Here is a 24,741-nt window from a genome sequence, read left to right as displayed (position 1 = left end):
CTAGTTCTGCAGAATTTTCTGGCCTTTGACCACGACATTCCTGCTGGCTTTGATGGTGATGGCGCCGGAGCCATCGATGCTGATGTTCTTGCCGCTGATGGCGATGCTGCCGTCCTTTTTCAGGGTGATGCTGGCCGCGCCCGTGGTCAGGCTGATGGAGTCGCCGGCGTTCAGCGCAAAGTGCTTGCCCACGTTCAGGCTGTCGTCCTGGCCGATATCGCTGCTGCGCTCGCGGGCCACCTGGTGCGACTCGCTCTGGCCGATCCGGGTGCTGTGGTTGCCGCTGATCTCGAGCGCTTCGTTACCCTGGACCTGTTCATCGCGGTTGCCGCCGATACTGATGCGCTCGTTGCCGCCCACGTCTTCGCTGCGGTGGCTGCCGATGCTGATGTTTTCGGTGGCACCCACCTGTTCCTTGCGGTTGGCGCCAATGCTGATGTGCTCGTTGTTGCCGACGCGCTCGGTGCGATTGGCGCCGATGCTGATCTTTTCGTCATTGCCGACATCCTCCGTGCGGTTGACGCCGATGGAGATGGTTTCGTTGTTGTTCACGGTTTCCGTACGGTCGTGCTTGATGCGCACGGTTTCATCGTTGTCGACGGTCTTGCTGCGGTCATGGCCCACCCAGTGGGTCTCGTCGTTCTCGACTTCGATGTCCTGGTTCTTCTCGGCATGGATAAACAGCTGCTCGGCGCCTTTCTTGTCCTCCATGCGGATCTCGTTGAAATTGGCCGGCGAGCCGTCCTTGCTCGAACGGCTTTTCACCCCGCTCTGGGTGGCATTGGCCGGCAGCTTGTAGGGCACGGTCTGCTCGGCGTTGTACACCCGGCCAGTGATGATCGGCCGATCCGGGTCGCCTTCCAGAAAGCTGACAATCACTTCCTGGCCGATCCGCGGCAGCTGCATGGCCCCCCAGTTCTTGCCGGCCCAGGCCTGGGACACGCGAATCCAGCAGGAGCTGTTTTCGTTGGACTGGTCATGCCGATCCCAGTGGAAATGCACCTTGACCCGGCCATGCTGGTCGGTCCAGATCTCCTCGCCGGCGGGGCCGACCACCACCGCAGTCTGCGGCCCGCGGACAATCGGCAGCGGAGTCAGGGGCAGCGGGCGAAAGGCCTGGCTGGCATCCAGGCAGTCGAGCTCGCTGACGAACTGTTCCCCCAGCTCCGCCTGGCCGCTTTCGTAGGGTTCCTGGCGGATCTGGTAGCGCGCCAGCAGCACCAGGTATTCGCGGTTCTGGTCGGCGCGCTCAAAGCCGCTCAGGGTGAACAGGTGGCCGGCGCCCAGGCCACGGGCGCGCCCGCGCAGTTGCACCCGCTCGAACTGGCTGTGAATGGCTTCGATGCGGGTGCGGGCGTAGTGCTCGCCGTCGTTGCTCTGCAGGTATTCGCCGGGGTAGTCGTAAAGCGGGTAGTCGCTGTGGCTGTGGTTGCGCGGCACGCTGGAGCGCACTTCGAGGCTGGCGCGGGGCCGCAGGAAATCGTAGTCGTTGAGCGCCAGCGAACCGGGTTGCACCTCATGCGCCATCTGCCAATCGTAAAAATGATCGCGCTCGCGCATTTGCTGGTCGGGCGGGAAGAAGGGCACCGAGGCGTAGCCCGGCGCCGTGGCGTGGGCGCCATAGGCATCGGCCAGCACCAGCACATGGCGATCCTGTTCGTGTCGGAAGTAGTAGTAGATGCCTTCCTGCTCCATCAGGCGGCTGACGAAGTCGAAGCTGCTTTCGCGGTACTGCACGCAGTATTCCCACTCGCGGTAACTGGCGCTCAGGTTGTCTTCGAAGTCGGAGAAACCCAGGTCGCGAAACACCTGCTTGAGGATGTCCGGTACCCGTTGGTTCTGGAAAATCCGGCAGTCCGAGGTGCGCGTCAGCAGCCACAACCAGGGCCGCAGGCTGACCCGGTAGGCGGCGAACTGGCCGCTGCCGGCCAACTGCCGGCAACTGCTGACAATGCCGTGGAAGTAGCGCCGGGCGCCACCGTACAGCTCCAGGTTCAGGCTTATCGGCTTGCCCAGCAGTTGCTCGAAGCGGATCGCCCGGTCTTCGGAGACCAGATCCAGCTCGTAGTGGAACAGGCGCCCCAGCTCTTCGCTGCCCTGCATGCTCTGCAGCACCAGCACATCGCCGCCAAGGGGGCTGTCAACCTGGACCAAACGCTTGCTCTGGGTAATGGTCATGTGCGCTTTGCTCTGCTCGTGCAGAGGCGATCTCCCTATCGGCCTGGCGATGCTCTTGCGGGGCTGGCGCGGTTCACTTGCCGTCAGGAATGGCGGCGCCCCTGAACGAACAAGAACCTGTCTGAAGATAGGTGAGCACCGGCGGCTTATTCATTCTCTTTGGCGATTGGCATTATTCCGGCAAGCGATAAACCACCAGAATCATTCGGGAAGACCCGGGCGCAGAGGAAATCCACCAGGGCCCGGACCTTGGGCGAGGGGTGCTTGCTGGCGGGCCAGAGCACATGGAACACCCCGGTGCGCTCGCTGTGCTGCTGCAGAATCGCGCGCAACCGGCCATCCGCCAGGGGCTCGCGGATGGCGAACTCCGGCAGGTAGGCAATGCCCAGGCCCTGCAAGGCAAAGCACAGGCGGGTCTCGATGTTGTTGCAGATCATCGAGGTGGGCAGTGCCAGTTCCGGCTCGTCGGCGTCGCGCCGCAGGGTCCAGGGCTCGAGCTTGCCGCTGTGGGGAAAGCGGTAATGCAGGCACCGGTGCTCGAGCAGCTCGACAGGCACCCTGGGGGTGCCGTGCTGTGCCAGGTAGTCGGGCGAGGCCACCAGCAGCGAGCGGAAGCTGCCAAGGCGGCGCGCGGTCAGGCGTGAGTCGCTGGGCTCGCCGGTTCTGAGCACCAGATCGAAGCCTTCCTCGATCACATCCACCAGGCGGTCGCTGAAATCCAGGTCCAGCTCGATCTGCGGGTAATCGCGCATGAAATCCCCCAGCACCGGCAGCACCAGGGAACTGACCAGGGGCAGGCTGACCCGCAGGCGCCCGCGGGGCGCTGCCTTGGCCTGGGACAGTTCCTGCTCGGCCGCTTCGATTTCCGCCAGAATGCGCCGGCTGCGCTGCAGAAACAGGGCGCCTTCGGCGGTCAGGGTGACGCTGCGGGTGCTGCGATGAAACAGGCGCACGCCGAGTTTTTCCTCCAGGCGCGCCACGCTCTTGCCCACCGCCGAGGCCGACACCCCGAGCAGCCGGCCGGCGGCGACAAAACTGCGGGTTTCCGCCACCTGCACAAACACCACGAAGCCATTGAGGCTGTCCATCAGTCACCTCGATTACGGACAGGAAGTTCCGCGCAAAGCGGAACTCTACTCCACTTTTTCTTTAATCCGAGGCTTTCTAAGGTGACGCAAGTATACATCGACCCAAGGAATTTCCCGTGGCGCTTCCCTCGTCTCCATCTCTTGCAAGCCTTTCACCGGCACCGCTGTGCCCTCGTATCCAGGCTGTGACCCAACAGGCGCTGGAGGATCGGCGCCTGGTGGGCGCCGTGGTCCTGGTGGCCCGCGACGGTGAACTGATTCACCGCCAGGCCCTCGGCTGGGCGGATCGCGAGGCGGCCCGGGCGATGTCGGTGGATGCGCTGTTTCGCCTGGCTTCGGCGAGCAAGCCGATCGTTTCGGCAGCGGCGCTGGTGCTGGTGGCGCAAGGCCGGCTTGGCCTGGATGACAACCTGGATGCCTGGCTGCCGGAGTTCCGCCCAAGGCTGGCCGACGGTCGAGCCGCGCGGATCACCCTGCGGCAACTGCTCAGTCACGGTGCAGGGCTTGGCTATCGCTTCCTGGAAGAAGGGGCGGATGGCCCTTACGCCCGGGCCGGGGTGTCGGACGGCATGGATGCCTCCGGCATCGACCTGGAGGAAAACCTGCGGCGCATCGCCAGTGTGCCGCTGCTGTACGAGCCGGGTACGGCCTGGTGCTATTCCCTGGCCACCGATGTGCTGGGGGCGCTGATCGAACGGGTGCATGGCACGCCGCTGGGGGTTGCAGTACGGCAACTGGTGACCGGCCCGCTGGGCATGCAGGACAGCGATTTTGTCGCCCGCGACGTGCAGCGGCTGGCGAGCGCCTATGTCAATGACGGGCCGCAGCCCCGCCGGTTGGCGGAGGGCGAAAGGGTTACGCCCTTCGAAGGGGCGGTGGGCATCGTCTACAGCCCCGGGCGCATTCTCGATCCGCTGGCGTTTCCTTCCGGAGGCGCGGGCATGGCCGGCACCGCCGAGGATTTCCTGCGCCTGCTGGAAGCCTTGCGCCAGGACCGCGGCGCGCTCCTGCCCAGTGAACTGGTGGCGGAGATGGCCCGGGACCAGACCGGGGGCCTGGAGCTGCCCAATGCCCCGGGCTTCGGCTTTGGCCTGGGGTTCTCGGTATTGCGCGACCCGCGCCTGGCGGGCTCGCCCGAATCCCCCGGTACCTGGCGCTGGGGCGGTGCCTATGGCCATTCCTGGTTCGTCGATCGGGCCCTGGGGCTCAGCGTGGTGGCCTTTACCAACACCCTGTACGAGGGGATGTCGGGACGCTTTGTGAACGACCTGCGCGACGCGGTCTATGGGGCCTTGGCGGAAGGCTGATAAGCGCCTTTCCACTTCGTTGAAGCAGCATCTGCGGCGCGGCAAGCGGACAAGGCGCCACGCCTGGAGGGTTACTCCGGCAGCAGCGCCCTGAGTTCACCCTCGGTTGCATCCAGCGCCGAAAGTGACTGCTCGGAGCGGGAAATGGCCACAGCGCCCTCCAGGGCACACAGCACCAGCCAGGCCCTCGAGGTCGCCGCAGCCGCCGCGACGCCGTCGGCACGCAGCGCGCCTTCGATGCTGGCGTGCCAGGCGCGCAGGACCGAGCGGCACTCGGCATGCACCGGGGCCAGCTCGGCCTCAATGCTCAGGGCGGTGGAAAATACCGGGCAGGCCTCGGCGAATTGAGAGTGCTGCAGCCAGTTGCGCAGCGTCGCGGTGAAACGCCCCAGCACATTGCGTGCATGGGGCGCTTGGCTGCCTGCCTGTTCGAGAAAGGCCTGCACTTCACGGCCGACAAAACCTATGGCAGCACTGGCGATCTGCGGCTTGCCGTCCGGGAAGTAGTGGTACAAGGAGCCTTTCGGCGCCTCGGAGCGGGCGATGATGTCGCTGAGCCCGGTGCCGGCATAACCTCGGCTGGCAAGCAAGCTGGCGGTAGCGCGGACGATACGTTCGGCAGCGTTGGACTTCTTCGGCAAGCGTGACTCTCCAGGTGGCGATTGCGGCGGCGTAAGCATGCCCGAGCTTCAGGGAAGATGAAACACACCACTGGCGCTGGCCACCAACCGTTCACCGGCACGAATCCGCGCCGAAGCGAAGGCCATGCGCTGGCCGAGTTTCTCCACCTCGGCATGCACTTCAAGCCAGTCGCCGGTGCGCGCCGCGCCGCAGAAATCGACCCGCAAGCCCACGGTCACCATGGGCTGGGGCGGCTCGCGGGAAAAGGCCATGGCATAGCCGAGACCGACATCGGCCAGGGTGCTCAACAAGCCGCCATGTGCCGTGCCACCGTGGTTGCAATGCTTGTCCTCAACCCGTACCGCCACCACCAGTCGCCGTTGATCATCCCGCCGACAGTAGAACGGGCCGAGGAGGTCGAGCAACGGGCTGCTGCGAAACAGCGGCCCAAACCCCTCAGGGGCACTCATGCCGCACCTGCCTTGGCGATGGTGGCGAGCGCCACCGCTACGTGTTTCTCCCGTCCCTGGTCGACCGCGAACACATCGGCCTGCACCACCAGCAGCCGGCCGCCGGCCTTCAAGACCTTGCCTCGCGCCCAGAGACGCTCGCCCTTGGCAGGTGCCAGCAGGTTCAGCTTGTACTCGGCAGTCACCACGTCTCCCGCCAGGGAAGCGGCTGCCCAGGCGCAGGCGCTATCGGCCATGAAACCGACAATGGCGCCATGCACAAAACCATGGTGCTGGTGCATCAGTTCAGGTTTGACGTCTATCTCAAGCTCCGCCAAGCCCTCGGCGAATTCCCTGACCCTGGCCCCCATGGAGCGGGCAAAGGGGGTGATGGCGATGATCTGTTGCAGTTGCTGGCGCATATCAGCCGGAGTCGCGGTCATGGGAGGGCTCATTTCTATATAGACTGGTCTAGATAAAATAGACCCGGAATTCACCTGCTGTCTCCCTCCGGAACCCGTCATTGGCTCGATGAATGAGCAGGCATAACACCGGCTTTGATCGCGCCTTCTGCCACGGCTGGTCCTGGGTTGCCCTCACTGAAGGTCGCGACGAGACTGTCAAAAATTATGAGTCATATTTGACTCATAAGAATCCTTATGGCTTCATGTGCTCGTTCCAACGGCCGGGTGCAATGACACCCGGCGCCTGGACAGCGCAAGCACAGAAGCACGGCGGCTGATTCCGCCAGGCCAATGCAAGAAGGCTTGCGACCCGGCTCATGACCCTGTGAGCACAACATCTGGAGGTCCAAGTCATGTTGTTGAGCAAAGCTGTCAGTACAGTGAAAATTCTGGTTTCTCCTGTTATCGACCTGGCGCGAAAGAGTGATATCCGCGAATTGATGGCTCGACTCGGGATGCTGCCCGGCTGCCTCTCTTTGGGCCTTGTCCAAAGCAATGACGACCAGGAACTCTGGGAGTTGCGCAGTCAGTGGGCGAGTCAGGAGTGCATGCACCACTACTTTTTTGCAGAGGACCTCGCCGACCTGGTCCAGATCCTGGTCGGCTACTGCAGGGAAATGCAATTTTCCACTTCCTTGGACACAGGGGAAAACTGTAAATGATCTTTGACGAGCAGTTACTCCGGAAAATCGATCTCAACTCCCTGGTCACCTTCATGGTGATTTACCAGGAGCAGAATGTTTCCCGTGCGGCGCAGCGATTGAGTGTCACCCAGCCAGCCGTGAGCAATTCGCTGCGCGAATTGCGCTACCGCTTCGAGGACCCGCTGTTCATTCCTCGTTGCCGGCATATGGAGCCGACACCCTTGGCCAGACACATTGCCGAAATGCTTGAGCCGGCGATGCAGCTGATGCAGCTCGCGTTGCGGGTCTTGCTCGTGTCCGAGAAGGAATCAGCCAATGTCTAACAGCCCAATCTTCGTAGTGCTGCTTTTCTTTGGCATTTTCTTCTCGGTGAACGCACAAGAATCGCCACCGTCGGCGCAAGTGGTGATGAGTGAGAACAAGGAAAAGATCAAGAACCATCTTGAGGCCCTCAACTACAACCGTAAGCTGATGGTGGCGGAAAACATGCAGCTCGATGACCAGAAGGCGGAAAGTTTCTGGCCCATCTATAGCCGCTACCGCAATGAGATCGACTTCACCAGCAGGGCCTACTTCAAGCTTCTGTTCGAATACGCCAGGGCCCACGCCTCCGGCTCTGGCTCCGTGACCCATGAGGATGCCGCAGGGCTGATCAAGTCGCACAAAACCCTGGTGGCAAGGCAGAGAATGACCCTGTTTCGCTATGTGGACGAGGTTTCCAGAAAGATGTCGCCAGTGACAGCCATGCGTTTCCTGCAGATCGAGGAGCAACTGGACGCGACGGATGTATTGAGGCTTGGCCAGCAGGTGCCATTGGTCGAGTGATGTGTTTCCTAACAACCTGAAGGACCAGTGAATGAGTACGCGTATCGAAGTCAGATTCAACCCGGGGGCAGACGAGCGCTCGGCCATCCTCAGGCCCTTGCGGGCTCATAATCTGGCCAAGGCCGGCGATTCGAAAGCACAATCGATTGCCTTGCTGGTTCGTGATGAGCACAGCGACGAAATCATCGGCGGGCTCGCTGGCGAGATTTTTTATCGCTGGCTGTTTATCGAGCTGCTGGCCATACCCGAGGAAACGCAAGGGCAGGGCACGGGATCACGGCTGATGGACATGGCTGAAGACATTGCGCGTGAACATGGCTGCGTCGGCATCTGGCTCGATACCTTTGATTTCCAGGCTCCCGAGTTCTACCAACGCCATGGCTTCAGCGAGTTCGCTCACCTGGATAACTTCCCGCCAGGACACAAGCGTTTTTTCTTTCAGAAACTATTGGCCTGACGCAAGGTTTCCCTCCAAACGCTGGGTGCAGTTGAAGTCGGTGGCTGTGCTTCGATCAGCCGCGCTGCCCGATCAGGAACAACTGCTCCAACCCTTGCAGGGTGCTGTCGACAAAGCGCTCGTTGCTGGTGTCGGCGGGGAACTGCAGCACCTTGTGGATGACCAGCGAGGCCAGGCCGTGGGTATAGGACCAGCTGGCAAGCGCTGCTCGTCGCACTTCGGCGCTGTCGACCTGGCGCTCCAGCAGCTCGGCGATGATCCGCCGCAGTTCGCCAAAGGCCTCTTCGCGGGCCTGTTGCAGTTCGGCAAGCATTTCGCCATCGGCGAATTCCGGGCCGAACATCAGCTGGTACAGGGCCGGATTGCTTCGGGCGAAAGCAAAGTAGGCCAGGGTGGCATTGCGCAACCTCTGCGAACCCGGGCTCTGCGCATCCTTGGCGATAAGCTCCCGGGCCAGCTCGCGGAATCCTTGGGCAGCCAGATGGCCGATCAGCTCCGCCCGGTTGGCATAGTGGTGATAGGACGCGGTGGCGCTAACCCCCACTCGCTCGGAAACCGCCCGCAGCGAAAGCTTGGTCGGCCCCACCTCTTCGAGCATCTCTCGGGCGGCCTCCAGCAGCTGCGGGGCCAGGTTGCCCACATGATAGGTAGCGCGAGTACGGGGAGTGGTCTTGGACATGGGCAAGGGCGTGTATCGAGCAAAAAAGACGGGCTGGATCTTAACATGGGGAAATATCTTTACAGCGTAAAGGCGCGCTCTTAAGTTGTGCTGCAGAACACCGCCGCTGCGGCTGAAGAACCTGCCCCTATCGATGACATCGACATGCTTGAACTGCTGAGCAAGATCACCTTGGGGCCGTTGCTGCTGGCCCAAGGGCACTATGTCCGCTGGATCACCCCCAAGTTGCCGGAGGCGGATGGCCTGCGCAGCGGCGAGACGGGGCAGGGCACGGCGCTGCGTCTGCTGATCCTCGGAGACTCTGCCGCCGCAGGAGTGGGCGCCGGCACCCAACAGCAGGCGCTGGCCGGGCGCCTGGTGACGCAATTGGCGAAAAACCATCGGCTTGACTGGAAATTGCTGGCGCAATCCGGGCTCGATTCGCGAGAGCTGGTGCAACTGCTGGAGCGCAGCCCTGCCGATCGCTTCGATGTGGTGGTGGTTTCAGTCGGGGTCAACGACGTGACTGGCAATGTCTCGCTCAATGCCTGGGATGCGGCACTGAGTCGGCTGGTCGCGCTGTTGCGCGGCAAGTTCGGCGCCTCGCTGATCATTTTCTCCAGGCTGCCGCCCATGCATGCCTTTCCTGCATTGCCCCAACCCCTGCGCTGGTACCTGGGAGGCCGGGCCAAACGCCTGGATCGGCATCTGGCCACGCTTGTGGAGCGTCATCCTGGCTGCGCACTGCTGGAAAACGCACTGCCGTTACGCCAAGCGTGGATGGCCCCGGACGGGTTTCACCCAGGGCCCCCTCTCTATGCCCTGTGGGCCGATGAGGTGATGACGCTGTTGACTCGCCATTGGCAGGCCAGCCGCAGCCAGGCCTAGCCATGGCGAGGCTCGCCAACACCTATGCCGGATCGGCGCCGCTTTCCCCGCCCTGATCGAGGGCCGCCTGCTCCTGATAGCCCTTGCGCAGTTTCTCCGCGATCAGCTTCTGGGCTTCACGCAGGGCCCGCTCTGGGCTGTCGAGGGCCTTGATCAGGGTCTGGCCCTTGCTGCCGATGCGGCCGAAATGCACCACCACCTCCGCCTCGGCAACGCCGATACGCCAGAACTTGTTGGAGTTGCCTTCACCGAAGGTGAACTCGCGCATCGGGATCGCCGCTTCAGCACTTGGCGCAGGTTCGTGCTCAGGGGCTTGCGCCGGCACTTCCGGTTCCGGCTCCGGCAATGCCGGCGCCTCATCACCGCGGAGCAGCGCTTCGATGCGATTGAGCACCTCTTCCGGGGCCCGCAGCCAGTCGTGACTGAGCACATCGATAATCTTCCAGCCGAAGCTGCGCAGCACGCTCGGGCGGAAGATATAGCGCTCGCGCACATTGGCCGCGGCCGCCGTATCGCCGTCCAGCAGAATGCCCAGGCTGAAGTGTTCCCCTGCGGCGTCGCTGATGGCCAGGTCGCAGCGCAACTGCGAGCGTCCGACATACTCCTGCACCTGATGCCCACGCTTGCGCAACGCGCAGGCCAGGGCGTCGCGCAGGCTGTCCCGGGGCAGGCTGAGGGCGAAGGATTGCTTGGCGCCCGGATTGAGGTTGGCGAGGATCCCCTGGGAGCGCGGCGCGTCGCCACTGGCGCTGGCCTGGGCGAACTGCAGGAACGCGCGCAGCGCCGCGGCACCGTCGTTGTGGGTGTTGGTGATGGCCTGGGCCTCGATGCTGGAGACGATCGCCATGCGCTGGCGTGCCCGGCTGAAGATCACATTGAGGCGTTTTTCCCCGCCGCGCTGGTTGATCGGGCCGAAGTTCATCAGCATCTTGCCGTTCGGTCCCGGGGCGTAGCAGATGCTCAGGATGATCACATCGCGTTCATCACCCTGGACGTTCTCCAGGTTCTTCACGAACAGGCCATTGAACTGCCCGGCGTCTTCACGCACGTACTCGCGCTCAAGGCGGGTGGCAAAGGCCGAATCGCTGGCGGCCAGGTCTTCCAGGGCCTGCTCGATGGCGCCTTGCTGGGCTTCGGAGAAGGCCACGATGCCCAGGCTCAGGCCGGTTTCCCGTTGCAGCAGTTCACGCACCAGGTTGGCGATATAGCGCGCTTCGGCCAGGTTGCTCCGGCTGAGGTAGACGCCATCACTCATCTGCAAAAAGCTGATCGGGCTGTCGAGCAGGATGTCGGCGCCCCGGGTCACCGCCTGGGCATCGGTGGAGTCCAGGGTGGCTTGGGCCGGGGCCGGGCGTTCGATACGCCGGTCGGGAATGGTGATCAGCCGCCCCTCGTAGAACGCCGCGTTGGAGAAGCTGATCAAGGCTTCGTGGCGGCTGCGGTAGTGCCAGGCCAACAGGGTCGCCGGCAAATTGCGCGCGGCCTGGCTCAGCAGGCTGTCGGCATCGAGGTTGATTGCAATCTGTTCGCCGTCTTCCACGGCAAGCAGTTCGTTATCACCCTGGTCGCCTGCGCTGGAGAAGAAGTTGGTCGGCGGCAACTGCATCTCGTCACCCACCACAATCACCTGCTGCGCCCGGCTCAAGGCCGGTACGGCTTCTTCGCTGGGGATCTGGCTGGCCTCGTCGAAGATCACCACGTCGAACAGGTCCGGGGTCAGCGGCAGGGTGTCGGACACCGACAGTGGGCTCATCAGCCAGATGGGCTTGAGGTCGTTGATCACCCGGCCACTGTCGCCACTGGCCATTTCCCGGATCGAGCGATAGCGCATGGTCTTGCCCAGCTCATGCTCCAGCTCGCGGCGACCCTTGGCATAGGCTTTCTTGAACTCGCGAGCCTGGGCGTCGAGCTGGGTCACTGACATTGCCGAGTGCTTCACATGTTGCAAAAAACGCTGGTGCAGGTTGGCGCTCAGCATCTGGGCGTTGTGCTTGAGCAGGCCGCTCTCGGCCTGGCTGGCCTGGCGCGCGGCCAGGTTCAGGGCCGGGCCGTCGAAGCGCGCCATCTGTGGGTTGGCGCGATACAGGCGAGTCAGGTTTTCCTCGGCAATCAGCCCCTCCAGCACCGTTTGCGCCAGTGCGTGCTGCTGCAGCGCCAACAGGCACGCCGGATCTGCCCGGTGCAGCTCGTTGAGCAGGGGCAGGGTATCGGGCAGTTCGTCGAGTTCTTCCCGCAGATCCCGCAGGAATTCGGCCAGCTGCCCGAGGCTTGGCGGCGCTTCGAATACGCAATTGTTCGCCAACAGCTCGGCCAGGCGCGCCACGGGCTGGCGCAGGTTCGCTTGCTGATGTACGGCGGACAGGGCATTGGGGTTGCCCCGCAGGCCTTCGACCCACTGGCGCAGCAGTGGCGATGCACTGAGTTGCTGCAGCAGGGCCTGCAGGCTGTGCACGAACAGCTCGATGTCCTGGATGCCATAGTGGCTTTGCAGGCGCTGCTGTTCGGCCAGCAGCTCGGCGCTGGCGCGGTGTTCGCCGGCCAGGTTGTCCAGCAGGCTGCGGTAGCTGGGGCGGATCGCGTGCTGGCTGAAGTCATAGCACCGTTGCAGTTCACCGCGCAGCCGCCACCAGGACGGTTGCAGCCAACGCAATAGCGAACCTTCCAGGCGTTGCGCCAGGTCCAGGGCGGCCTGGGTGTCCTGGGGCGCCAGTTTGTCGCGCCAATGGCGGGTGTTTTCCGCGGCGTTGTGCTGCTGTACGGCCAGCGCCTGCAGCACCGCCTGTTCGGCGTGCAGCGCCTGGGAACCTGCGGAGCCCGGCTCCAGCAGGTCGAGGTGCGTGGCCAGGTTGGCGCCGCTCAGTTGCTCGGCGGCCTGGGTCAGGGCGCAGGCATCCGTCAGGGCGCTGTCGCTGGACAGCAGGCCGGCAGATGACTCGAGAAATTGCTCGACACTGTCCATCAAGCCGCTGGCTTCATCTAGGAACGCCTTGAGCTGGCCATAGGCATGTTCATGGGTCACCAGCCTCGAGGCCAGGTGGCTGAACGGGTGACGGGCAAAGCTGTCGAGGCCGAAGCGCTGGTTAAGGGCCAGATAGAGGCGGCCGATAAGTTCGCCCTGGGCCTGCCAGTGACGCCATTCGGGCAAGCGTTCCAAGGCTTCGGGCGGCAGCTTTGGGCTAACCGCCGGCCGTGCAATCAAGTGCCGCACCAGCTCGCGCACCGAGCAGGCCAGGGGCTCCGGCACTCCGGCCATGGCCTGTTCAAAGCGCTCGATCAGGCCCAACTGCTGCTCCAGGGTGGCCAATGCGGCGTTGCGTCGGGCCTGCACCTGCGGCGCTTGGGCATCGCCGGCAATCCAGCGTTCGTAGCACTCGCGCAGGTTACCGACAAAGGCCTTCTTGTCGGTCTGGGAATCGTGGATCAGGCAGCACAATTCCCCCAGCTCACTTTGTTGCAGGCGATGGAACACCACATCCAGTGCCGCGCGTTTTTCGCAGACGAACAGTACCCGCAAGCCACGCCCGGCGTAGTCGGCAATCAGGTTGGTGATGGTTTGCGACTTGCCGGTGCCCGGCGGCCCCTGAATGATGAAATTGCGCCCGGTGCGGGCCAGGCTGACCGCGGCATTCTGGGTCGCGTCGGCGGCGACCACATTCCATTGTTCGGGGAGCGGGATCGAGTCCGGGGTCTGGATTTCAACTTCCCGCGGTTCGATGGAGAACATCCGGTCGAAGGCTTCGTTCTGCGCCGGCTCGTCGATCAATTGCGCGTAGTCGCGCACCAGGGACATCTTGCGATAGTTGAAATTGGCCAGGGTCACCTGGGTCAGGTCGATGTCCCAGGCATAGCGGTGCCCCTGATCCTCGGGCAGGGCGAAGGTGCTGTTTTCGCTGCTGCTGGCGGCCATTTGCGGGTGCTGGGTGCGCAGCGAGGGCTTGGCGCCCACCGCCATGCGCAGCGGCAACTCGCTGGGCAGCACCTTCTGCTGGAACAGTTGCAGGCCCAGCGGCCGGTAGTCTTCGCGGTCGTAGCTGAAGTCCGGCTTCACCAGGGGCATGGCCGAGCGCTGGCGGGCGCGGCGACGCTGGAAATGGTGCAGGTGCTGCACGGCTTTCTGGTGGATCAGTTCGATTTGCGGCTTGCTCTGCAGGCGCAACTCCACGCCCGGCTCGGTCAGTTTGATCTGCCGCGCGATATCGGCATGGATGTCTGCCACGGAGGTCTGTTGCAGGTCGATGGTTTCCGGCAGCTGGATGTCGTAGAGCTGACGCAGCTGATGGCGCAGTACCGGGTTGAACTCGGCCTCGGTTTCATCGCACTGCAACATGAACTGGTCGCGCACGCCCTTTTTCCGTGTCAGCTCCACCGGCAGCCACAGCAGGGGGGTGAGGATGCGTTCCTCCGGCGTGTCCTTGAGGTTGTGCCAACGCATGAAGGCCACCACCAGGCGCAGGTTGCTGAAACCGAACTCGGCGCGGTCGCGGCGGGTTTCCTGGATGATGCGTTCCAGGGACGACTGCAGCCAGGCCTGGTCCTCGAACCGCAGCCATTGCTGCAGGCCTACGGGCTTGCCGCTCAATACCTGCTCGGAAAAACCACCGAAGGTTGGCTGCCAGGTGCACAGCGCTTCGGGGCGGATGCTTTCGATACGCATCACCAGCGGCACGCTGGCCACGGTCAGGTTGACACTGGCCTGGGTCGCCCGGAAGTGCAGCAGGCGATTGCGCCGCGACAGGTCGAACAAGCGGTTGCGCAGGTGTTCCAGCACCACAGTGCGCCGCGACGCCGGGCCTTCGGCCTGGGCCAGCACGCGCTCCACATCCAGGCTGGCCGGCTGCTCGCGCCAGGACTCCAGGCGCCGCGCCAGCGAGCCGACATCCGTGGCCCGCTCGTGGCGGTTGAGCTCGGTCATCTCGACAATCAGGTTGGCCAGCACCGGATTGAGCCGGCCATTGAGCTGGAACAGGTTGCGCCGGTTGCGGGCAAAGCGCTGGAGGTCGTCACTGTCGGCAAAGTCCAGGCCGCAGGCCAGGCAAGCCAGCATCAGGCCGAGCTGGAAGATATCGGTGATTTCATCGTGGTGCCCCAGGCGCTGCTCCCAGCTGTGCAGGTCCGGCAGGAACACCGGATGGTCGATGGCCTGCTGCGGGTCTTCCTGGACTTGCAGGTCGGTAATGGCCACGCCGCTTTCCGAGTCCCGGGTCAGGCGCACCTTGCCGACGATATTCAGCGCCGACTGCGGGTTGGGTTGAACCTGGCGGATGGCCTCCAGGGCCAGGCGCGGCGCCAGGCCCTCGGGGTGGCGCAGTTGCAGGCTGCGCTCCGGCCCTTGCAGCACATCGAGGCCGCTGAGCTGGGCCACGCGCCCCTGGTCATGCAGTTGCGCCACCTGGCGCAGCAGCGGCAGCGTTAGAAACAGCACATCGTCGATGGGCAGGGCGGCGCCATCGTGGCTCTGCAGCAGTTGGGCGAAGGTCAAGGGTTGGGTTACTGGGTCCATGTCTCGACCTCCGCTTTCAGCGCGCGAACGATCGGCTCGAGTTCACGTTTGGTTAACTTGATGTCGCGTTTGAGCAGGCTGATGAAATCGTCGGCGCTACCAAGCTGCTTCGCCGTGCGGGCGGCGTGCAGCAATGCCTCGTCCCGCAGCTCGGGGTCCACCAGGCACAGGTCGAGCATGATGAAGTGCAGGTACTCGTGGATGCTCGCGTCGATTCGCTCGGCATTCAGTGTGCCCAGGTCCAGGGGCGTTTCGCTCTCCTGCCAGTCGGGAAAGAAGCCACGTACCTGATTCAGTACCCCCTCCGATTGCAACACCGCAGTGTCGACAAAGCGCGCGATAAATCCGCGGGTGAGGGCGGTTAGCTCGATCTGGTCGGTCACGTCCAGGCGATTGAGCGACAAGGGCCCGCGCAAGCGCCGGTGCAACCAGGCGTCGGTCTGCGGAACCTGGCGCCACCAACTGTCCAGCGCCTGGGAGCGCAGAAAGGTCTCAGGGTGGGAAACGCCCTGGGACAGTTGCGCGCCCTTGCCCTCCAGCTCCAGGGCCTGCTGCAGGTAACTGGCGGCATCGACACTGACAATCCCGGTGTGAATCTTCACCAGCGAGGTAATCGACGCTTCTGGCCCACTGGCCACCAGGGCCGCGCCGCGGTCGGCGTAGATTTCCGTGTGCAGGCTGTACAACCGCGCGGTCTGCTCCAGGCTGGGCGGGGTATGCACATCGGCCAGGGCATGATTGAGAATGCGCTCGGCAGTGAGGTAGTCACCGTCGTGCTCCGACCACAAACGGTAATGAGCCAGCTCATGCCCCAGCAGCGCCAGCAGTTCCCGGGCGTCGAGTCGCTCCAGGATCGGCCCGTAGAACACCACGTGCACTTCACCGGCCAGGTAGTAGAGGCTGGCGTTCATTGCGCCATCGGCGGCCTGGTAGAGGGTGGCGGGGGCTTCGATCTGCAGGCACTGCAACGCGGTGTCACAGGCCTGATAGGCCTGCGGGTGAGTTTCGGGGCTCAGGCGATAGGTGTCGCGCAGCAATTGCGCCCGCACCTCCTGGGCATGTTCCTGCTGAACCCCCAGGGACGAGGCCCAGCTCCACACGGCGGGCTCGCTGGTTTTCAGGTAATCGACCACCTGCCGGTGGTAAGGCAGTGGCGTCAGGCTGCTGATATCCAGCGCGGGGCTACTCATCGTGCGAACGTCCTTGAGGATACGGCTCCATAAACCGCCCCTGGGCAGCAGAGGCTTGGGCTGGCATCCCGGTTTCAGTGATTGGCGATAGACGCGGAGCATACCTAGGGGCTGGGCAAATTACTTGTGAAAGTACAGCGCCCCGTTGAGCAATGGCCAGCCGCCAGGCCAACGCTGCCGGGGTGGCTAGGTGGCCAGGATCTGCTCGAGCCCGTGGCGATAGCGGGTGACTTCGAAGGTCGGGAAGCGCTGCTTGAACTTCGACGAGTCGAACAGGTTGTCGCGCTCGTAGCGTGGCAGCAGTTCCCGCAGTTCCCGCACCTGCCTGGACACCAGGCCTGCGGCCAGCAGTGTCCATTTGCCTAGCACCTTGTAAGGCAGGGGCTTGCCCAGGGTCTCCGCGGCCAGGCCGATGAACTCCTTGTAGGTCAGGCGCTCATCGTCGCAGGGCAGGTGCCAGGTTTGCCCGTAAGCTTCCGGGGTGTTGCCCAGGACGGCCAGGGCGCGACTGGCGTCGGGGGTCCAGATCAGGGTGCGCCGAGTGTCGTCGCGCACCGGCACACGGGCGGTCTTGCCGGCCTTGAGGTTGTCCAGCACCAGGCTGTTGGTGATGCTCTGGGTCTTGCCGGGCCCATAGAACTCCGGCGCCCGGCCGATGACCACGGGGATATCGCCGCGGGCCATTTCCTGCAGCACCATGCTGGCCATGGCCGCCCGTACTCGACCTTTGCGGCCCACAGGCTGGAAAGGGGCATCCTCGGTCAGCAAGCGATCATCCTGGGGGTACATGTAGGTGTTGTCGAAATAGACGAACTTGGCGTTGGCCGCCCGCGTCGCCTCCAGGGCATTTTTCAGCATCCGCGGGAACTGCTGCTCCCACATCCGGGTGTCGGGCGGCAGGCCGGCGGTGAAATACACGATGCTGCTGCCCTTGACCGCCTTGGCGGCCTGGTCGGCATCCAGCAGGTCCGCCGGCGCCAGGCTGTCGCTGGGGTTGATCTTGGCCGGGTGGCGACTGACCAGTCGCAGGTCGTCGGTGTGGGTGCTGAACAGCTCTCGCGCCAGCTCCAGGGCGATCTGCCCGCTGGCGCCCAAAATGGTTTGCATGCTGTGTCCTTGAGTCGTTGGAGAAAGTCGGTCAGTCAGGGCGCGCAAACGGCGTTCGAGCCTCGATCACCTGCGGTGCAGGGTTGGCTTTTGAGCTTAGCGAATCCGCGCTCGCTTGCAGCTTGGGCCCATGAATGACCCAGTGCTGCGAGGTGACTGAACCACGGCAAAACTCTAACTTTAAAGTTAGCTTCAAGGTCAAGCGGTGGCTGGTTCCAGGTTCATCTGGGGGGCTGCGTTGGATGGATCGACGCAAAAGCTGCTCCAGCTCATGGTTATTGGTCGCTTGATTCGTTTGAATAGCACCCCGCATCGCCTTGCCAAACAAGAGGGCGGCCAGAGCGCAGCCAAAGAACAAAACGCAATATTCAAAAGGACCTTGCATCTTGCTATCCCGCTACCTGTCAGGCTTGTCCAACTTGTTGCACTACCGCCGCGAATGGTTGCGCGCCGACCTGCGGGCCGGGTTGTCGGTGGCCGCGATCCAGATCCCGATCGCCATCGCCTATGCGCAGATTGTCGGCCTGCCGCCGCAGTACGGGCTGTATGCCTGCATATTGCCGATGATCGTCTACGCCCTGATTGGCAGCTCGCGGCAACTGATGGTGGGCCCCGACGCCGCCACCTGCGCCATGCTCGGCGGGGCCGTGGCGCCTTTGGCCATGGGCGATCCGCAGCGTACCGCCGAATTGTCGATGATGGTCACGCTGCTGGTGGGCCTGATGCTGATCGCTGCCGGCATCGCCCGGGCGGGCTTTATCGCCAGTTTCTTCTCGCGGCCGATCCTGATCGGCTACCTCAACGGTATCGGCCTGAGCCTGATCGACGGGCAAGTGGACAAGGTGGTGGGTTACAAGATCGACGGCGAGGGTTTCATCCCGGGTACGGTGGAATTCCTGCAGCGCCTGGGGGAGACCCATGGCCTGACCCTGGCCATTGGCCTGGCCAGCCTTGGCCTGCTGATCTGGCTGCCGCGACGCTACCCGCGTCTGCCGGCCGCCCTGGTGACAGTGGCAGTGTTCACCCTGCTGACCGGGGTGTTCGGCTTCGACCGGCTCGGGGTGGCGATTCTTGGCCATGTGCCAGCGGGAATGCCTGAGCTGTCCTGGCCCAAGATCAGCCTGGAGGAAAGCAAGAGCCTGCTGCGCGACGCTCTGGGTATCGCCACCGTGAGTTTCTGCAGCGCCATGCTCACCGCCCGCAGCTTCGCCGCGCGCCATGGCTACGCAATCAATGCCAACCATGAGTTTATCGCCCTGGGGGTGAGCAACCTGGCCGCCGGCGCGTCCCAGGGGTTCGCCATCAGCGGCGCGGATTCGCGCACCGCGGTGAATGACATGGTCGGAGGCAAGAGTCAGTTGGTGGGGATTATCGCCGCCTTGGCGATTGCGCTGATCCTGCTGTTTTTCACCGCACCCATGGCGTGGATCCCGCAGCCGGCGCTGGGCGCGGTGCTGCTGATGGCGGGCTGGGGCTTGATCGACGTCAAGTCCCTCAAGCAGATCTACTCCCTCAGCCGCTTCGAATTCTGGCTGTGCCTGCTGACCACCGTCAGCGTGCTGGGCCTGGGGGTGCTGCCGGGCATCATGTTCGCCGTGACCCTGGCCATCCTGCGCCTGCTGTACAGCATCTACCAACCCACCGACGCGGTGCTGGGCTGGATGCCGGGCATCGAAGGCCAGGTGGATATCCGCCAGTACCCGCAAGCCCGTACCGTTCCCGGCCTGGTGGTGTATCGCTTCGACGACGCGATCCTGTTCTTCAACGCCGATTACTTCAAGATGCGCCTGCTCGATACCGTGCAGCGCGAGACCCAGGCCGAGGTGGTGCTGTTCGATGCCGAGGCGGTGACCGATATCGATGTCAGCGGCATCGCGGTGCTGCGGGAGATCCGCGAGACCCTGGCCGCCCAAGGCATCTATTTCGCCATCGCCCGTGCTCGCGGCACCTTCCTGGCAATGCTGGAGCGCTCGGGGATGACCCGGGAAATGGACAGCCAGCTGCTGTTCGGTTCGGTGCGTTCAGGCATCAGGACCTACCGCATATGGCGCAATAGCATGCGCGGCAAGCAGTGATGCAGAGCAGGGTGGCCGGCAGGGGCTGGCCCCCCGCCGGCGCTTGATCGACGCTCAGCCGAGCATCAACGGCATCACTGGGTGATGGTCATGCTGCTGGTGGCCTGGACCGAGCCGTAGCGGATGCGCGGATACGCCGGATCGGCGTAGCTGAAATCCATCACCGTGCCCATGGAGCCGAAGTACAGGGCCTGGCAGCTGAAGTTCACCGCCACCTGGCCGCCGTAAGGGGTCACCCCGATGGCCACCTGGGTGGGCCCGGTCCATTCGATCTTGCAGCCCAAGGTGCCGCCTGCCGCGCCGGCATTGTAGCCGCGGCAATTCAAGGTGGCGTTGCCATTGCTGGTGGCAGGGAAACCGGCCCATTTGGCGATGGCCAGGTTGGCCGAACAGGAGGTGTTGATGGCGCTGGCGCCCGGCGCCAGCTTGTAGACCCCGGACGGTGGCGCAAGTGTTGCCGTGACCGGCGTCAATGGCAGCGGGCCAAGCTTCAAGGCCGCCTGGTTCGCCACCACGGTGGTGGGCGACGGCGGGAGTTTGCACACCACCACGGCGCCGACGTCGTCGGACTTCTTCAGCTCACCCAGCGTCGTGATGTCGGCGCCACCCTTCGACTCGCAGAAGAGTTTGCGTAACTGAGCCTTTTCTTCGCTATCCGCAGGGGAGGAAGCCTGGGCCAAAGGTGCCAGTGCCAGGCCAATGACTCCAGCCATCAGCCAGCTTGAAAAATTCATGATCGATTCCTTATCGAGGTTATGACTGCAGCACCCTATGAGCGCCAGGCGGTTTTTTTCATGACAAAAGCTCGGGTGTTGCGCGCTATCAGGGAAACCCTGGCGTTGCGCTTTCAGGGCTTGACCGGGTGCCGCTATCTGCTGTTGAATGCGCGGCCTAAAGCCCCCGCAACCTTTTCTCCAAGTGGTGAAGCCAGTGCCCTACGCCAGCCAACACGCCTGATACCGACGACGGTCCATCCTGCCTGATGGCTGCCCGCGCCCGTGCGCGGCGGCACTGCATCACTATGCCTGCCTGATCCTGTCGTTGGTTTTTCCCTATTCTTGAGGACAAACCCATGCACACGGATATTCGTGCCACCGCGCACAACCTGGAACTGCTCAAATACCCCCGCACGCCCCACCTGGAAGGCTCGCGCCTGCAGGACGGCGACACTGACGCTGGCCAGGTGCGCTATGCCGCCCTGGCCGGGCAGTGGCTGGTGGTGGAAGAAAAACTCGACGGCGCCAACGCCGGCATCAGCTTTACCCCGGGCGGCGAGTTGCGCCTGCAGTCGCGCGGCCACTACCTCACCGGCGGTGGTCGCGAGCGCCAGTTCAATCTGTTCAAGCAGTGGGCCTCGGCCCACGAGCACTGGTTGCTGGAGCGCCTGGAAGACCGCTACGTGCTGTATGGCGAGTGGCTGCACAAGAAGCACTCGGTGTTCTACGACCGCTTGCCGCATTACTTCTGCGAGTTCGATGTGTGGGACCGCAGCACAGGGCTGTTTCTTTCCACCGCGGCGCGCCGGCGCCTGCTCGAGGGCGGGCCGGTGCTGTCAGTGCCGGTGCTGTACGAAGGCCCGGCGCCGCGGCGGCATGCCGAGCTGATGGCGCTGGTGAGCGACTCGCTGGCCAAGACCGCTCGCTGGTGCGAAGTGTTCGAGCAGGTGGTGCGCCGTGAAGGCCTCGACCTGGCTCGAGCCTGGCGCCAGTGCGATCGCTCCAGCCGCATGGAAGGCCTGTACCTGAAACTCGAAGACCAGCAGCAGACCCTCGGCCGGCTGAAGTGGGTGCGTCAGGATTTTGTCCAGGCCATCCTCGATGCCGACCAGCACCATGCCAGCCAACCCTTCATCCCCAATCAACTGGCCGACGGCGTCGACCTCTATGCGCCGCGCCTGTCCATGGACTGGCACGGCCCACGCCACGGTTACTGAAGGAGCATCCCGAAATGGATATTCGACACCTGCAACAGCTGGTCCCCGAGCCGGGGCGCGAGATGGATGCCGCCGCCTGCCTGGCGGCCATTCCGGCCCTGGTGCGCCTGGCCGACACCCCGCAAGACCCCACCTACCACGCCGAGGGCGATGTGTGGATTCATACCCGCTTGGTGGTCGAAGCCTTGCTGGCGCAATCCGCCTACCAGCAGGCCAGCGCCGAGCAGCGTTTTGTGCTGTTCTTCGCCGCCCTGTTGCACGACATCGCCAAGCCCGACACCACGGTGATCGACCCGGATACTGGGCGTATCGGCCAGCCCGGCCACTCGCGCCGCGGCGCGGTGGATGCGCGGCTGCTGTTGTGGCGCGCTGGCGTGCCTTTCGAGCTGCGCGAGCAGATCTGCCGCATCATCGCCGTGCACCAGGTGCCGTTCTTCGCCCTGCAGGGCGATCGCAGCGGCCGCAGCGCAGAGTTCCTGCTGCACAAGCTGTCGTGGGAGCTGCCGGTATGGATGCTCTGCGCGGTGGCCGAGGCCGATATGCAAGGCCGCGATTACGCCGGCAAGTCCGATGTGATGACGGCCATCGAACTGTGGCGCGAACTGGCGCTGGAGGAGGGCTGCCTGCACGGGCCGCGGGCCTTTGCTGACGACTACACGCGCATTCAGTACCTGCGTGGCGCCCGGGTGCACCCTGACTATCCGCTGCATGCGCCGCAAGGCTCGGCGGTGGTGATGCTCTCGGGCCTGCCGGCCAGTGGCAAGGACACCTGGACCGCACAGCATTACCCGGATCTGCCGGTGGTGTCGTTCGACGACGCGCGCCAGGCCCTGGGCCTGCGCCATGGGCAGAACGAGGGCGCCGCCGCGCACTACGCCATCGACCGGGCCAAGGCCCTGTTGCGCGAGCACAAACCCTTTGTGTGGAACTCGACGCACCTGTCGGCGCAGATGCGCAACCGCACCCTGGACTTGCTCTACGGTTACGGCGCGCAAGTGGAAATCCTCTACCTGGAGCGCCCCGAGAGCGAGATCATGCAGCGCAACCAGAAGCGTGACACCTCGCTGCGCAACGAGGATATCCGCCGCATGCTGTTCAAGTGGGAAGTGCCACTGCCGACCGAGGCGCACCGGGTGGTGTATCAGGCGGTGACCGGGTGAACCGCGAACCCGCGTCTAGCCCGACCGAAGGGGGCCAAGTGATAACTGAAAAAATGCAATGCATAGAGGCTCTTGAGGGGTTTTTAGATAGGGTCTATCTAGGGGCTTCAAGAAGCCAGGGCAGGGCACTAAGCAGGAATCGTGGTCATTACGAATACCCGGGTGAAAAGTTCTGTGCCTACGTGTCGATTTTCCCCCATGAAGTTGAGCTGGTGTTTGAAGGTGAACGCTTAGAGGGTGGAACCTTCGTCGTGAACTTGGACCTGTGCACTCCTGATGGAGAAATACTGGCCGGCACCATTGTTTCTGCACGCGGTAGCTGTGGGGAGGTTGAGGCGGTGCTTGGCGCGTCGGAAGCGCTGGTGCTGATTGAACTCTTGAGGTTGCTTGAGGGTTGAGTCTCAGTGCTTGCGGGAGGTGAGCACCTGCACAACAACAGTGGTCAGTTGTTATCAGTTGCTCACCCTGCCTCAGGCCGGCAGAGGCAAGAACAGGAGACGCAACAAGATCAAGCCGGCCCCGGGCGACTTGGCAATCCCTTGATGGCTTGCCGCTTTCGAAGTGTCAGGGATGCTCAATCACCATGACCGCTGTGGTATCAACATCGAATGCCTCAAACACATGGGGCAGGTCTGCCGAATAGCTGATGTAGTCACCGGCGCACAAGCGCACCGGGCTGTTGGCCGGGCCGACGTTCGCGGCGCCAGTGCACAATATGACGTGCTCGACTGTTCCAGGCGGATGCGGTTGTGACAGGCGCGCCTCACCGGGCTGAACCTTGAGCCGGTAGATATCACGCTGCATGCCGGCAGGGCAGTCGGCGAGCAAGGTAGCGGCGTAGTTGGACGCTTCGGCATAGGCCGTCATTCCTTCATTGGCGCGAATCACCCGCAGATGCTGCTGGGGTTGTTCGAATAACCGCGTCACCTGCAAACCCATGGCCATGGCCAGCGCCCACAAGGTCTCGATGCTGGGGTTGCCGATACCGGACTCCAGCTGTGAAAGGGTTGATTTCGCTACGCTGGCGCGTTTGGCCAACTCGGTTACCGACAGCCCCGCCAGTTGCCGCTCACGCTTGATCGCCAGCGCCAGGAGGCCGATGCGGCTGAGGGAACTGCCGGATGAATCGTTCGTTATATCGTTCATTTGTTCTTTAAATCATCCTTAAATGGGTTGACGCACCGGTGCGCGTTGTTCACTATGCCGGTCGCTAGTTCATTATATCGTTCATTTTGTCGGCCGTAGAGCCGGCATCAAGGCGGCTCAGGTTACGGCATCGCCCGCAGCAAGGAAGCAGTTCAAATGAAGCCAGAAGCCCGTGGGGCAGTGGAAATGACGTTGGCGATGGCGATCTCCGGCACGGTGGGCTGGTTTGTCATCATGTCCGGGCAAGCCCCGCAAGCCGTGGTGTTCTGGCGCTGCCTGTTTGGCGCCATGGCGATGTTGGTCGCGTGTCTGGCGCTGGGCATCTTCCAGCGCTCGCGGATGGATGCAGTGCAGTTTCTCCTGGTGTGCCTGGGCGGCGTGGCGCTGATGCTCAACTGGGTATTGCTGTTCAGTGCTTATGGTCATTCATCGATCGCCATTGCGACGGTGGTCTATCACATTCAGCCGTTCATGCTGGTTGGCTTGGGCGTGGTGCTCTTTGCCGAACGCCTGAGTGCGGCCAAGGTAGGTTGGCTGCTGCTCGCGTTCGCTGGCCTGGTGTTGATCGTCGCGGCGAAAAACAGTGGGCAGACGGCAGGAACCGATTACCTGGTGGGGGTCTGCCTGGCCCTGGCCTCGGCCTTCTTCTATGCCGTGGCGGCGGCAATCACCAAGCGCCTCAAGACACTCCCCGCGCACCTGATCGTACTGATTCAGCTAACCGTCGGCGTGTTGCTGCTCGCACCCTTCCTGGATTTTTCCGCGACCGACATGGTGGGTGAAACATGGAGCTATCTGGTGATCATCGGCGTAGTCCATACCGGCATCATGTCGACGCTGCTCTACAGCGCTATCCAGAAGATCCCCACTGCACTGGTGGGAGCGCTGTCCTACATCTACCCGATCGTTGCGATCCTGGTGGACTGGATTACCTTCGGTCATCCCCTGGGGTTGCTGCAGATGGCCGGTGCCACGGCCATCCTGTTGGCCGCGGCGGGGATGAATTTTGGCTGGACCCTGACACGCTCCAAGCGCCAGGAAGCGGTTTGAA

At 63.5% G+C, this 24,741-nt stretch carries 23 protein-coding genes; 11 read left to right on the top strand and 12 right to left on the bottom strand.

The genetic code is table 11. The features are described from left to right. Both J4P02_RS01520 and J4P02_RS01515 read right to left on the bottom strand, forming a co-directional pair. The gene (locus J4P02_RS01520; protein ID WP_426187050.1) at positions 1-2,178 is read right to left on the bottom strand and encodes a type VI secretion system Vgr family protein; all 2,178 of its coding nucleotides are present in this window, start codon (positions 2,176-2,178) and stop codon (positions 1-3) included. A 146-nt stretch (positions 2,179-2,324) separates the two neighbouring features. Continuing rightward, entirely contained in the window at positions 2,325-3,266 is a 942-nt protein-coding gene (locus J4P02_RS01515; RefSeq protein ID WP_426187047.1) for a LysR family transcriptional regulator, read from the bottom strand. A gap of 176 nt (positions 3,267-3,442) precedes the next feature. Between J4P02_RS01515 and J4P02_RS01510 the strand changes: the two genes are divergently transcribed. Beyond that, on the top strand, positions 3,443-4,573 hold the full coding sequence (locus J4P02_RS01510) for a serine hydrolase domain-containing protein (RefSeq protein ID WP_426187701.1): 1,131 nt from the start codon (positions 3,443-3,445) through the stop codon (positions 4,571-4,573). A gap of 71 nt (positions 4,574-4,644) precedes the next feature. Here J4P02_RS01510 and J4P02_RS01505 read toward each other — a convergent pair whose 3' ends face one another. Genes J4P02_RS01505 through J4P02_RS01495 form a run of 3 tightly spaced genes read right to left on the bottom strand, consistent with a single transcriptional unit; the run spans position 4,645 to position 6,086 of the window. Then, positions 4,645-5,214, bottom strand: coding sequence for a TetR/AcrR family transcriptional regulator (locus J4P02_RS01505; protein WP_426187044.1), 570 nt, complete (start codon positions 5,212-5,214; stop codon positions 4,645-4,647). A 48-nt stretch (positions 5,215-5,262) separates the two neighbouring features. After that, positions 5,263-5,664: a PaaI family thioesterase gene (locus J4P02_RS01500; RefSeq protein WP_426187041.1), complete on the bottom strand. Its 402-nt coding sequence runs from the start codon at positions 5,662-5,664 to the stop codon at positions 5,263-5,265. Continuing rightward, positions 5,661-6,086, bottom strand: a complete 426-nt coding sequence (locus J4P02_RS01495) for a PaaI family thioesterase (RefSeq protein ID WP_426187038.1) — start codon at positions 6,084-6,086, stop codon at positions 5,661-5,663. Before J4P02_RS01495 ends, J4P02_RS01500 begins: the two co-directional genes overlap by 4 nt. A gap of 374 nt (positions 6,087-6,460) precedes the next feature. On the opposite strand from J4P02_RS01495, the gene J4P02_RS01490 reads away from it, so the two are divergent. Genes J4P02_RS01490 through J4P02_RS01475 form a run of 4 tightly spaced genes read left to right on the top strand, consistent with a single transcriptional unit; the run spans position 6,461 to position 8,033 of the window. Continuing rightward, on the top strand, positions 6,461-6,769 hold the full coding sequence (locus J4P02_RS01490; RefSeq protein WP_426187035.1) for a hypothetical protein: 309 nt from the start codon (positions 6,461-6,463) through the stop codon (positions 6,767-6,769). Continuing rightward, positions 6,766-7,074: a LysR family transcriptional regulator gene (locus J4P02_RS01485; RefSeq protein WP_426187032.1), complete on the top strand. Its 309-nt coding sequence runs from the start codon at positions 6,766-6,768 to the stop codon at positions 7,072-7,074. The genes J4P02_RS01490 and J4P02_RS01485 overlap by 4 nt, the downstream gene beginning before the upstream one ends. Beyond that, positions 7,067-7,576, top strand: a complete 510-nt coding sequence (locus tag J4P02_RS01480) for a transcriptional regulator (RefSeq protein ID WP_426187029.1) — start codon at positions 7,067-7,069, stop codon at positions 7,574-7,576. Before J4P02_RS01485 ends, J4P02_RS01480 begins: the two co-directional genes overlap by 8 nt. Positions 7,577-7,607: 31 nt before the next feature. Further along, positions 7,608-8,033, top strand: a complete 426-nt coding sequence (locus J4P02_RS01475) for a GNAT family N-acetyltransferase (RefSeq protein WP_426187026.1) — start codon at positions 7,608-7,610, stop codon at positions 8,031-8,033. Between the two features lie 55 nt (positions 8,034-8,088). On the opposite strand, the gene J4P02_RS01470 is transcribed toward J4P02_RS01475, so the two are convergent. Continuing rightward, positions 8,089-8,712 (bottom strand): TetR/AcrR family transcriptional regulator, encoded by a 624-nt coding sequence (locus tag J4P02_RS01470; protein ID WP_426187023.1) that lies wholly within the window; start codon positions 8,710-8,712, stop codon positions 8,089-8,091. A 144-nt stretch (positions 8,713-8,856) separates the two neighbouring features. Here J4P02_RS01470 and J4P02_RS01465 point away from each other — a divergent pair, with 144 nt between their 5' ends. Next, complete coding sequence (locus J4P02_RS01465) at positions 8,857-9,579, top strand: SGNH/GDSL hydrolase family protein (protein ID WP_426187020.1); 723 nt, start codon at positions 8,857-8,859, stop codon at positions 9,577-9,579. Positions 9,580-9,601: 22 nt separating this feature from the next. Here J4P02_RS01465 and J4P02_RS01460 read toward each other — a convergent pair whose 3' ends face one another. The 4 genes from J4P02_RS01460 to J4P02_RS01445 form a co-directional block, all read right to left on the bottom strand. Further along, entirely contained in the window at positions 9,602-15,079 is a 5,478-nt protein-coding gene (locus tag J4P02_RS01460; protein WP_426187017.1) for an AAA domain-containing protein, read from the bottom strand. Then, positions 15,067-16,269: a M48 family metalloprotease gene (locus J4P02_RS01455; RefSeq protein WP_426187014.1), complete on the bottom strand. Its 1,203-nt coding sequence runs from the start codon at positions 16,267-16,269 to the stop codon at positions 15,067-15,069. The genes J4P02_RS01460 and J4P02_RS01455 overlap by 13 nt, the downstream gene beginning before the upstream one ends. A gap of 186 nt (positions 16,270-16,455) precedes the next feature. Then, entirely contained in the window at positions 16,456-17,376 is a 921-nt protein-coding gene (locus J4P02_RS01450; RefSeq protein WP_426187011.1) for an NAD-dependent epimerase/dehydratase family protein, read from the bottom strand. 31 nt (positions 17,377-17,407) lie between these two features. Continuing rightward, on the bottom strand, positions 17,408-17,761 hold the full coding sequence (locus J4P02_RS01445) for a hypothetical protein (protein WP_426187729.1): 354 nt from the start codon (positions 17,759-17,761) through the stop codon (positions 17,408-17,410). On the opposite strand from J4P02_RS01445, the gene J4P02_RS01440 reads away from it, so the two are divergent. After that, entirely contained in the window at positions 17,760-19,451 is a 1,692-nt protein-coding gene (locus J4P02_RS01440; RefSeq protein ID WP_426187699.1) for a SulP family inorganic anion transporter, read from the top strand. The two genes, J4P02_RS01445 and J4P02_RS01440, sit on opposite strands and share 2 nt — an antisense overlap. Positions 19,452-19,525: 74 nt before the next feature. On the opposite strand, the gene J4P02_RS01435 is transcribed toward J4P02_RS01440, so the two are convergent. After that, positions 19,526-20,185, bottom strand: a complete 660-nt coding sequence (locus tag J4P02_RS01435) for a hypothetical protein (protein ID WP_426187008.1) — start codon at positions 20,183-20,185, stop codon at positions 19,526-19,528. A gap of 338 nt (positions 20,186-20,523) precedes the next feature. On the opposite strand from J4P02_RS01435, the gene J4P02_RS01430 reads away from it, so the two are divergent. From J4P02_RS01430 to J4P02_RS01420, 3 genes are read left to right on the top strand one after another with little or no spacing between them, the layout of a single operon-like run. Beyond that, positions 20,524-21,384, top strand: a complete 861-nt coding sequence (locus J4P02_RS01430; protein WP_426187005.1) for an RNA ligase family protein — start codon at positions 20,524-20,526, stop codon at positions 21,382-21,384. 14 nt (positions 21,385-21,398) lie between these two features. Next, positions 21,399-22,544, top strand: a complete 1,146-nt coding sequence (locus J4P02_RS01425) for an AAA family ATPase (protein ID WP_426187002.1) — start codon at positions 21,399-21,401, stop codon at positions 22,542-22,544. Beyond that, a complete protein-coding gene (locus tag J4P02_RS01420) occupies positions 22,541-22,942 on the top strand; it encodes a hypothetical protein (RefSeq protein ID WP_426186999.1) in 402 nt (133 codons plus the stop codon). The genes J4P02_RS01425 and J4P02_RS01420 overlap by 4 nt, the downstream gene beginning before the upstream one ends. Positions 22,943-23,108: 166 nt before the next feature. On the opposite strand, the gene J4P02_RS01415 is transcribed toward J4P02_RS01420, so the two are convergent. Further along, entirely contained in the window at positions 23,109-23,690 is a 582-nt protein-coding gene (locus tag J4P02_RS01415) for a helix-turn-helix domain-containing protein (RefSeq protein ID WP_426186996.1), read from the bottom strand. Between the two features lie 156 nt (positions 23,691-23,846). On the opposite strand from J4P02_RS01415, the gene J4P02_RS01410 reads away from it, so the two are divergent. After that, on the top strand, positions 23,847-24,740 hold the full coding sequence (locus J4P02_RS01410) for a DMT family transporter (RefSeq protein WP_426186993.1): 894 nt from the start codon (positions 23,847-23,849) through the stop codon (positions 24,738-24,740). The last annotated feature ends 1 nt before the right edge of the window (position 24,741 follow it).

The organism is Pseudomonas sp. NFXW11 (genome assembly GCF_049887815.1).
In the GTDB taxonomy this organism is placed as follows: Bacteria; Pseudomonadota; Gammaproteobacteria; order Pseudomonadales; family Pseudomonadaceae; genus Aquipseudomonas.
This window is presented reverse-complemented; position numbering and strand designations above follow the sequence as displayed.

Bases quoted from the DNA above. Each gene is read 5' to 3' on its own strand.
- J4P02_RS01410 (WP_426186993.1), top strand. From the start codon at position 23,847: ATGAAGCCAGAAGCCCGTGGGGCAGTGGAAATGACGTTGGCGATGGCG.
- J4P02_RS01430 (WP_426187005.1), top strand. From the start codon at position 20,524: ATGCACACGGATATTCGTGCCACCGCGCACAACCTGGAACTGCTCAAA.
- J4P02_RS01445 (WP_426187729.1), bottom strand. From the start codon at position 17,761: ATGCAAGGTCCTTTTGAATATTGCGTTTTGTTCTTTGGCTGCGCTCTG.
- J4P02_RS01465 (WP_426187020.1), top strand. From the start codon at position 8,857: ATGCTTGAACTGCTGAGCAAGATCACCTTGGGGCCGTTGCTGCTGGCC.
- J4P02_RS01485 (WP_426187032.1), top strand. From the start codon at position 6,766: ATGATCTTTGACGAGCAGTTACTCCGGAAAATCGATCTCAACTCCCTG.
- J4P02_RS01515 (WP_426187047.1), bottom strand. From the start codon at position 3,266: ATGGACAGCCTCAATGGCTTCGTGGTGTTTGTGCAGGTGGCGGAAACC.
- J4P02_RS01435 (WP_426187008.1), bottom strand. From the start codon at position 20,185: ATGAATTTTTCAAGCTGGCTGATGGCTGGAGTCATTGGCCTGGCACTG.
- J4P02_RS01480 (WP_426187029.1), top strand. From the start codon at position 7,067: ATGTCTAACAGCCCAATCTTCGTAGTGCTGCTTTTCTTTGGCATTTTC.
- J4P02_RS01425 (WP_426187002.1), top strand. From the start codon at position 21,399: ATGGATATTCGACACCTGCAACAGCTGGTCCCCGAGCCGGGGCGCGAG.
- J4P02_RS01495 (WP_426187038.1), bottom strand. From the start codon at position 6,086: ATGACCGCGACTCCGGCTGATATGCGCCAGCAACTGCAACAGATCATC.
- J4P02_RS01475 (WP_426187026.1), top strand. From the start codon at position 7,608: ATGAGTACGCGTATCGAAGTCAGATTCAACCCGGGGGCAGACGAGCGC.
- J4P02_RS01415 (WP_426186996.1), bottom strand. From the start codon at position 23,690: ATGAACGATATAACGAACGATTCATCCGGCAGTTCCCTCAGCCGCATC.
- J4P02_RS01520 (WP_426187050.1), bottom strand. From the start codon at position 2,178: ATGACCATTACCCAGAGCAAGCGTTTGGTCCAGGTTGACAGCCCCCTT.
- J4P02_RS01450 (WP_426187011.1), bottom strand. From the start codon at position 17,376: ATGCAAACCATTTTGGGCGCCAGCGGGCAGATCGCCCTGGAGCTGGCG.
- J4P02_RS01500 (WP_426187041.1), bottom strand. From the start codon at position 5,664: ATGAGTGCCCCTGAGGGGTTTGGGCCGCTGTTTCGCAGCAGCCCGTTG.
- J4P02_RS01460 (WP_426187017.1), bottom strand. From the start codon at position 15,079: ATGGACCCAGTAACCCAACCCTTGACCTTCGCCCAACTGCTGCAGAGC.
- J4P02_RS01455 (WP_426187014.1), bottom strand. From the start codon at position 16,269: ATGAGTAGCCCCGCGCTGGATATCAGCAGCCTGACGCCACTGCCTTAC.
- J4P02_RS01490 (WP_426187035.1), top strand. From the start codon at position 6,461: ATGTTGTTGAGCAAAGCTGTCAGTACAGTGAAAATTCTGGTTTCTCCT.
- J4P02_RS01470 (WP_426187023.1), bottom strand. From the start codon at position 8,712: ATGTCCAAGACCACTCCCCGTACTCGCGCTACCTATCATGTGGGCAAC.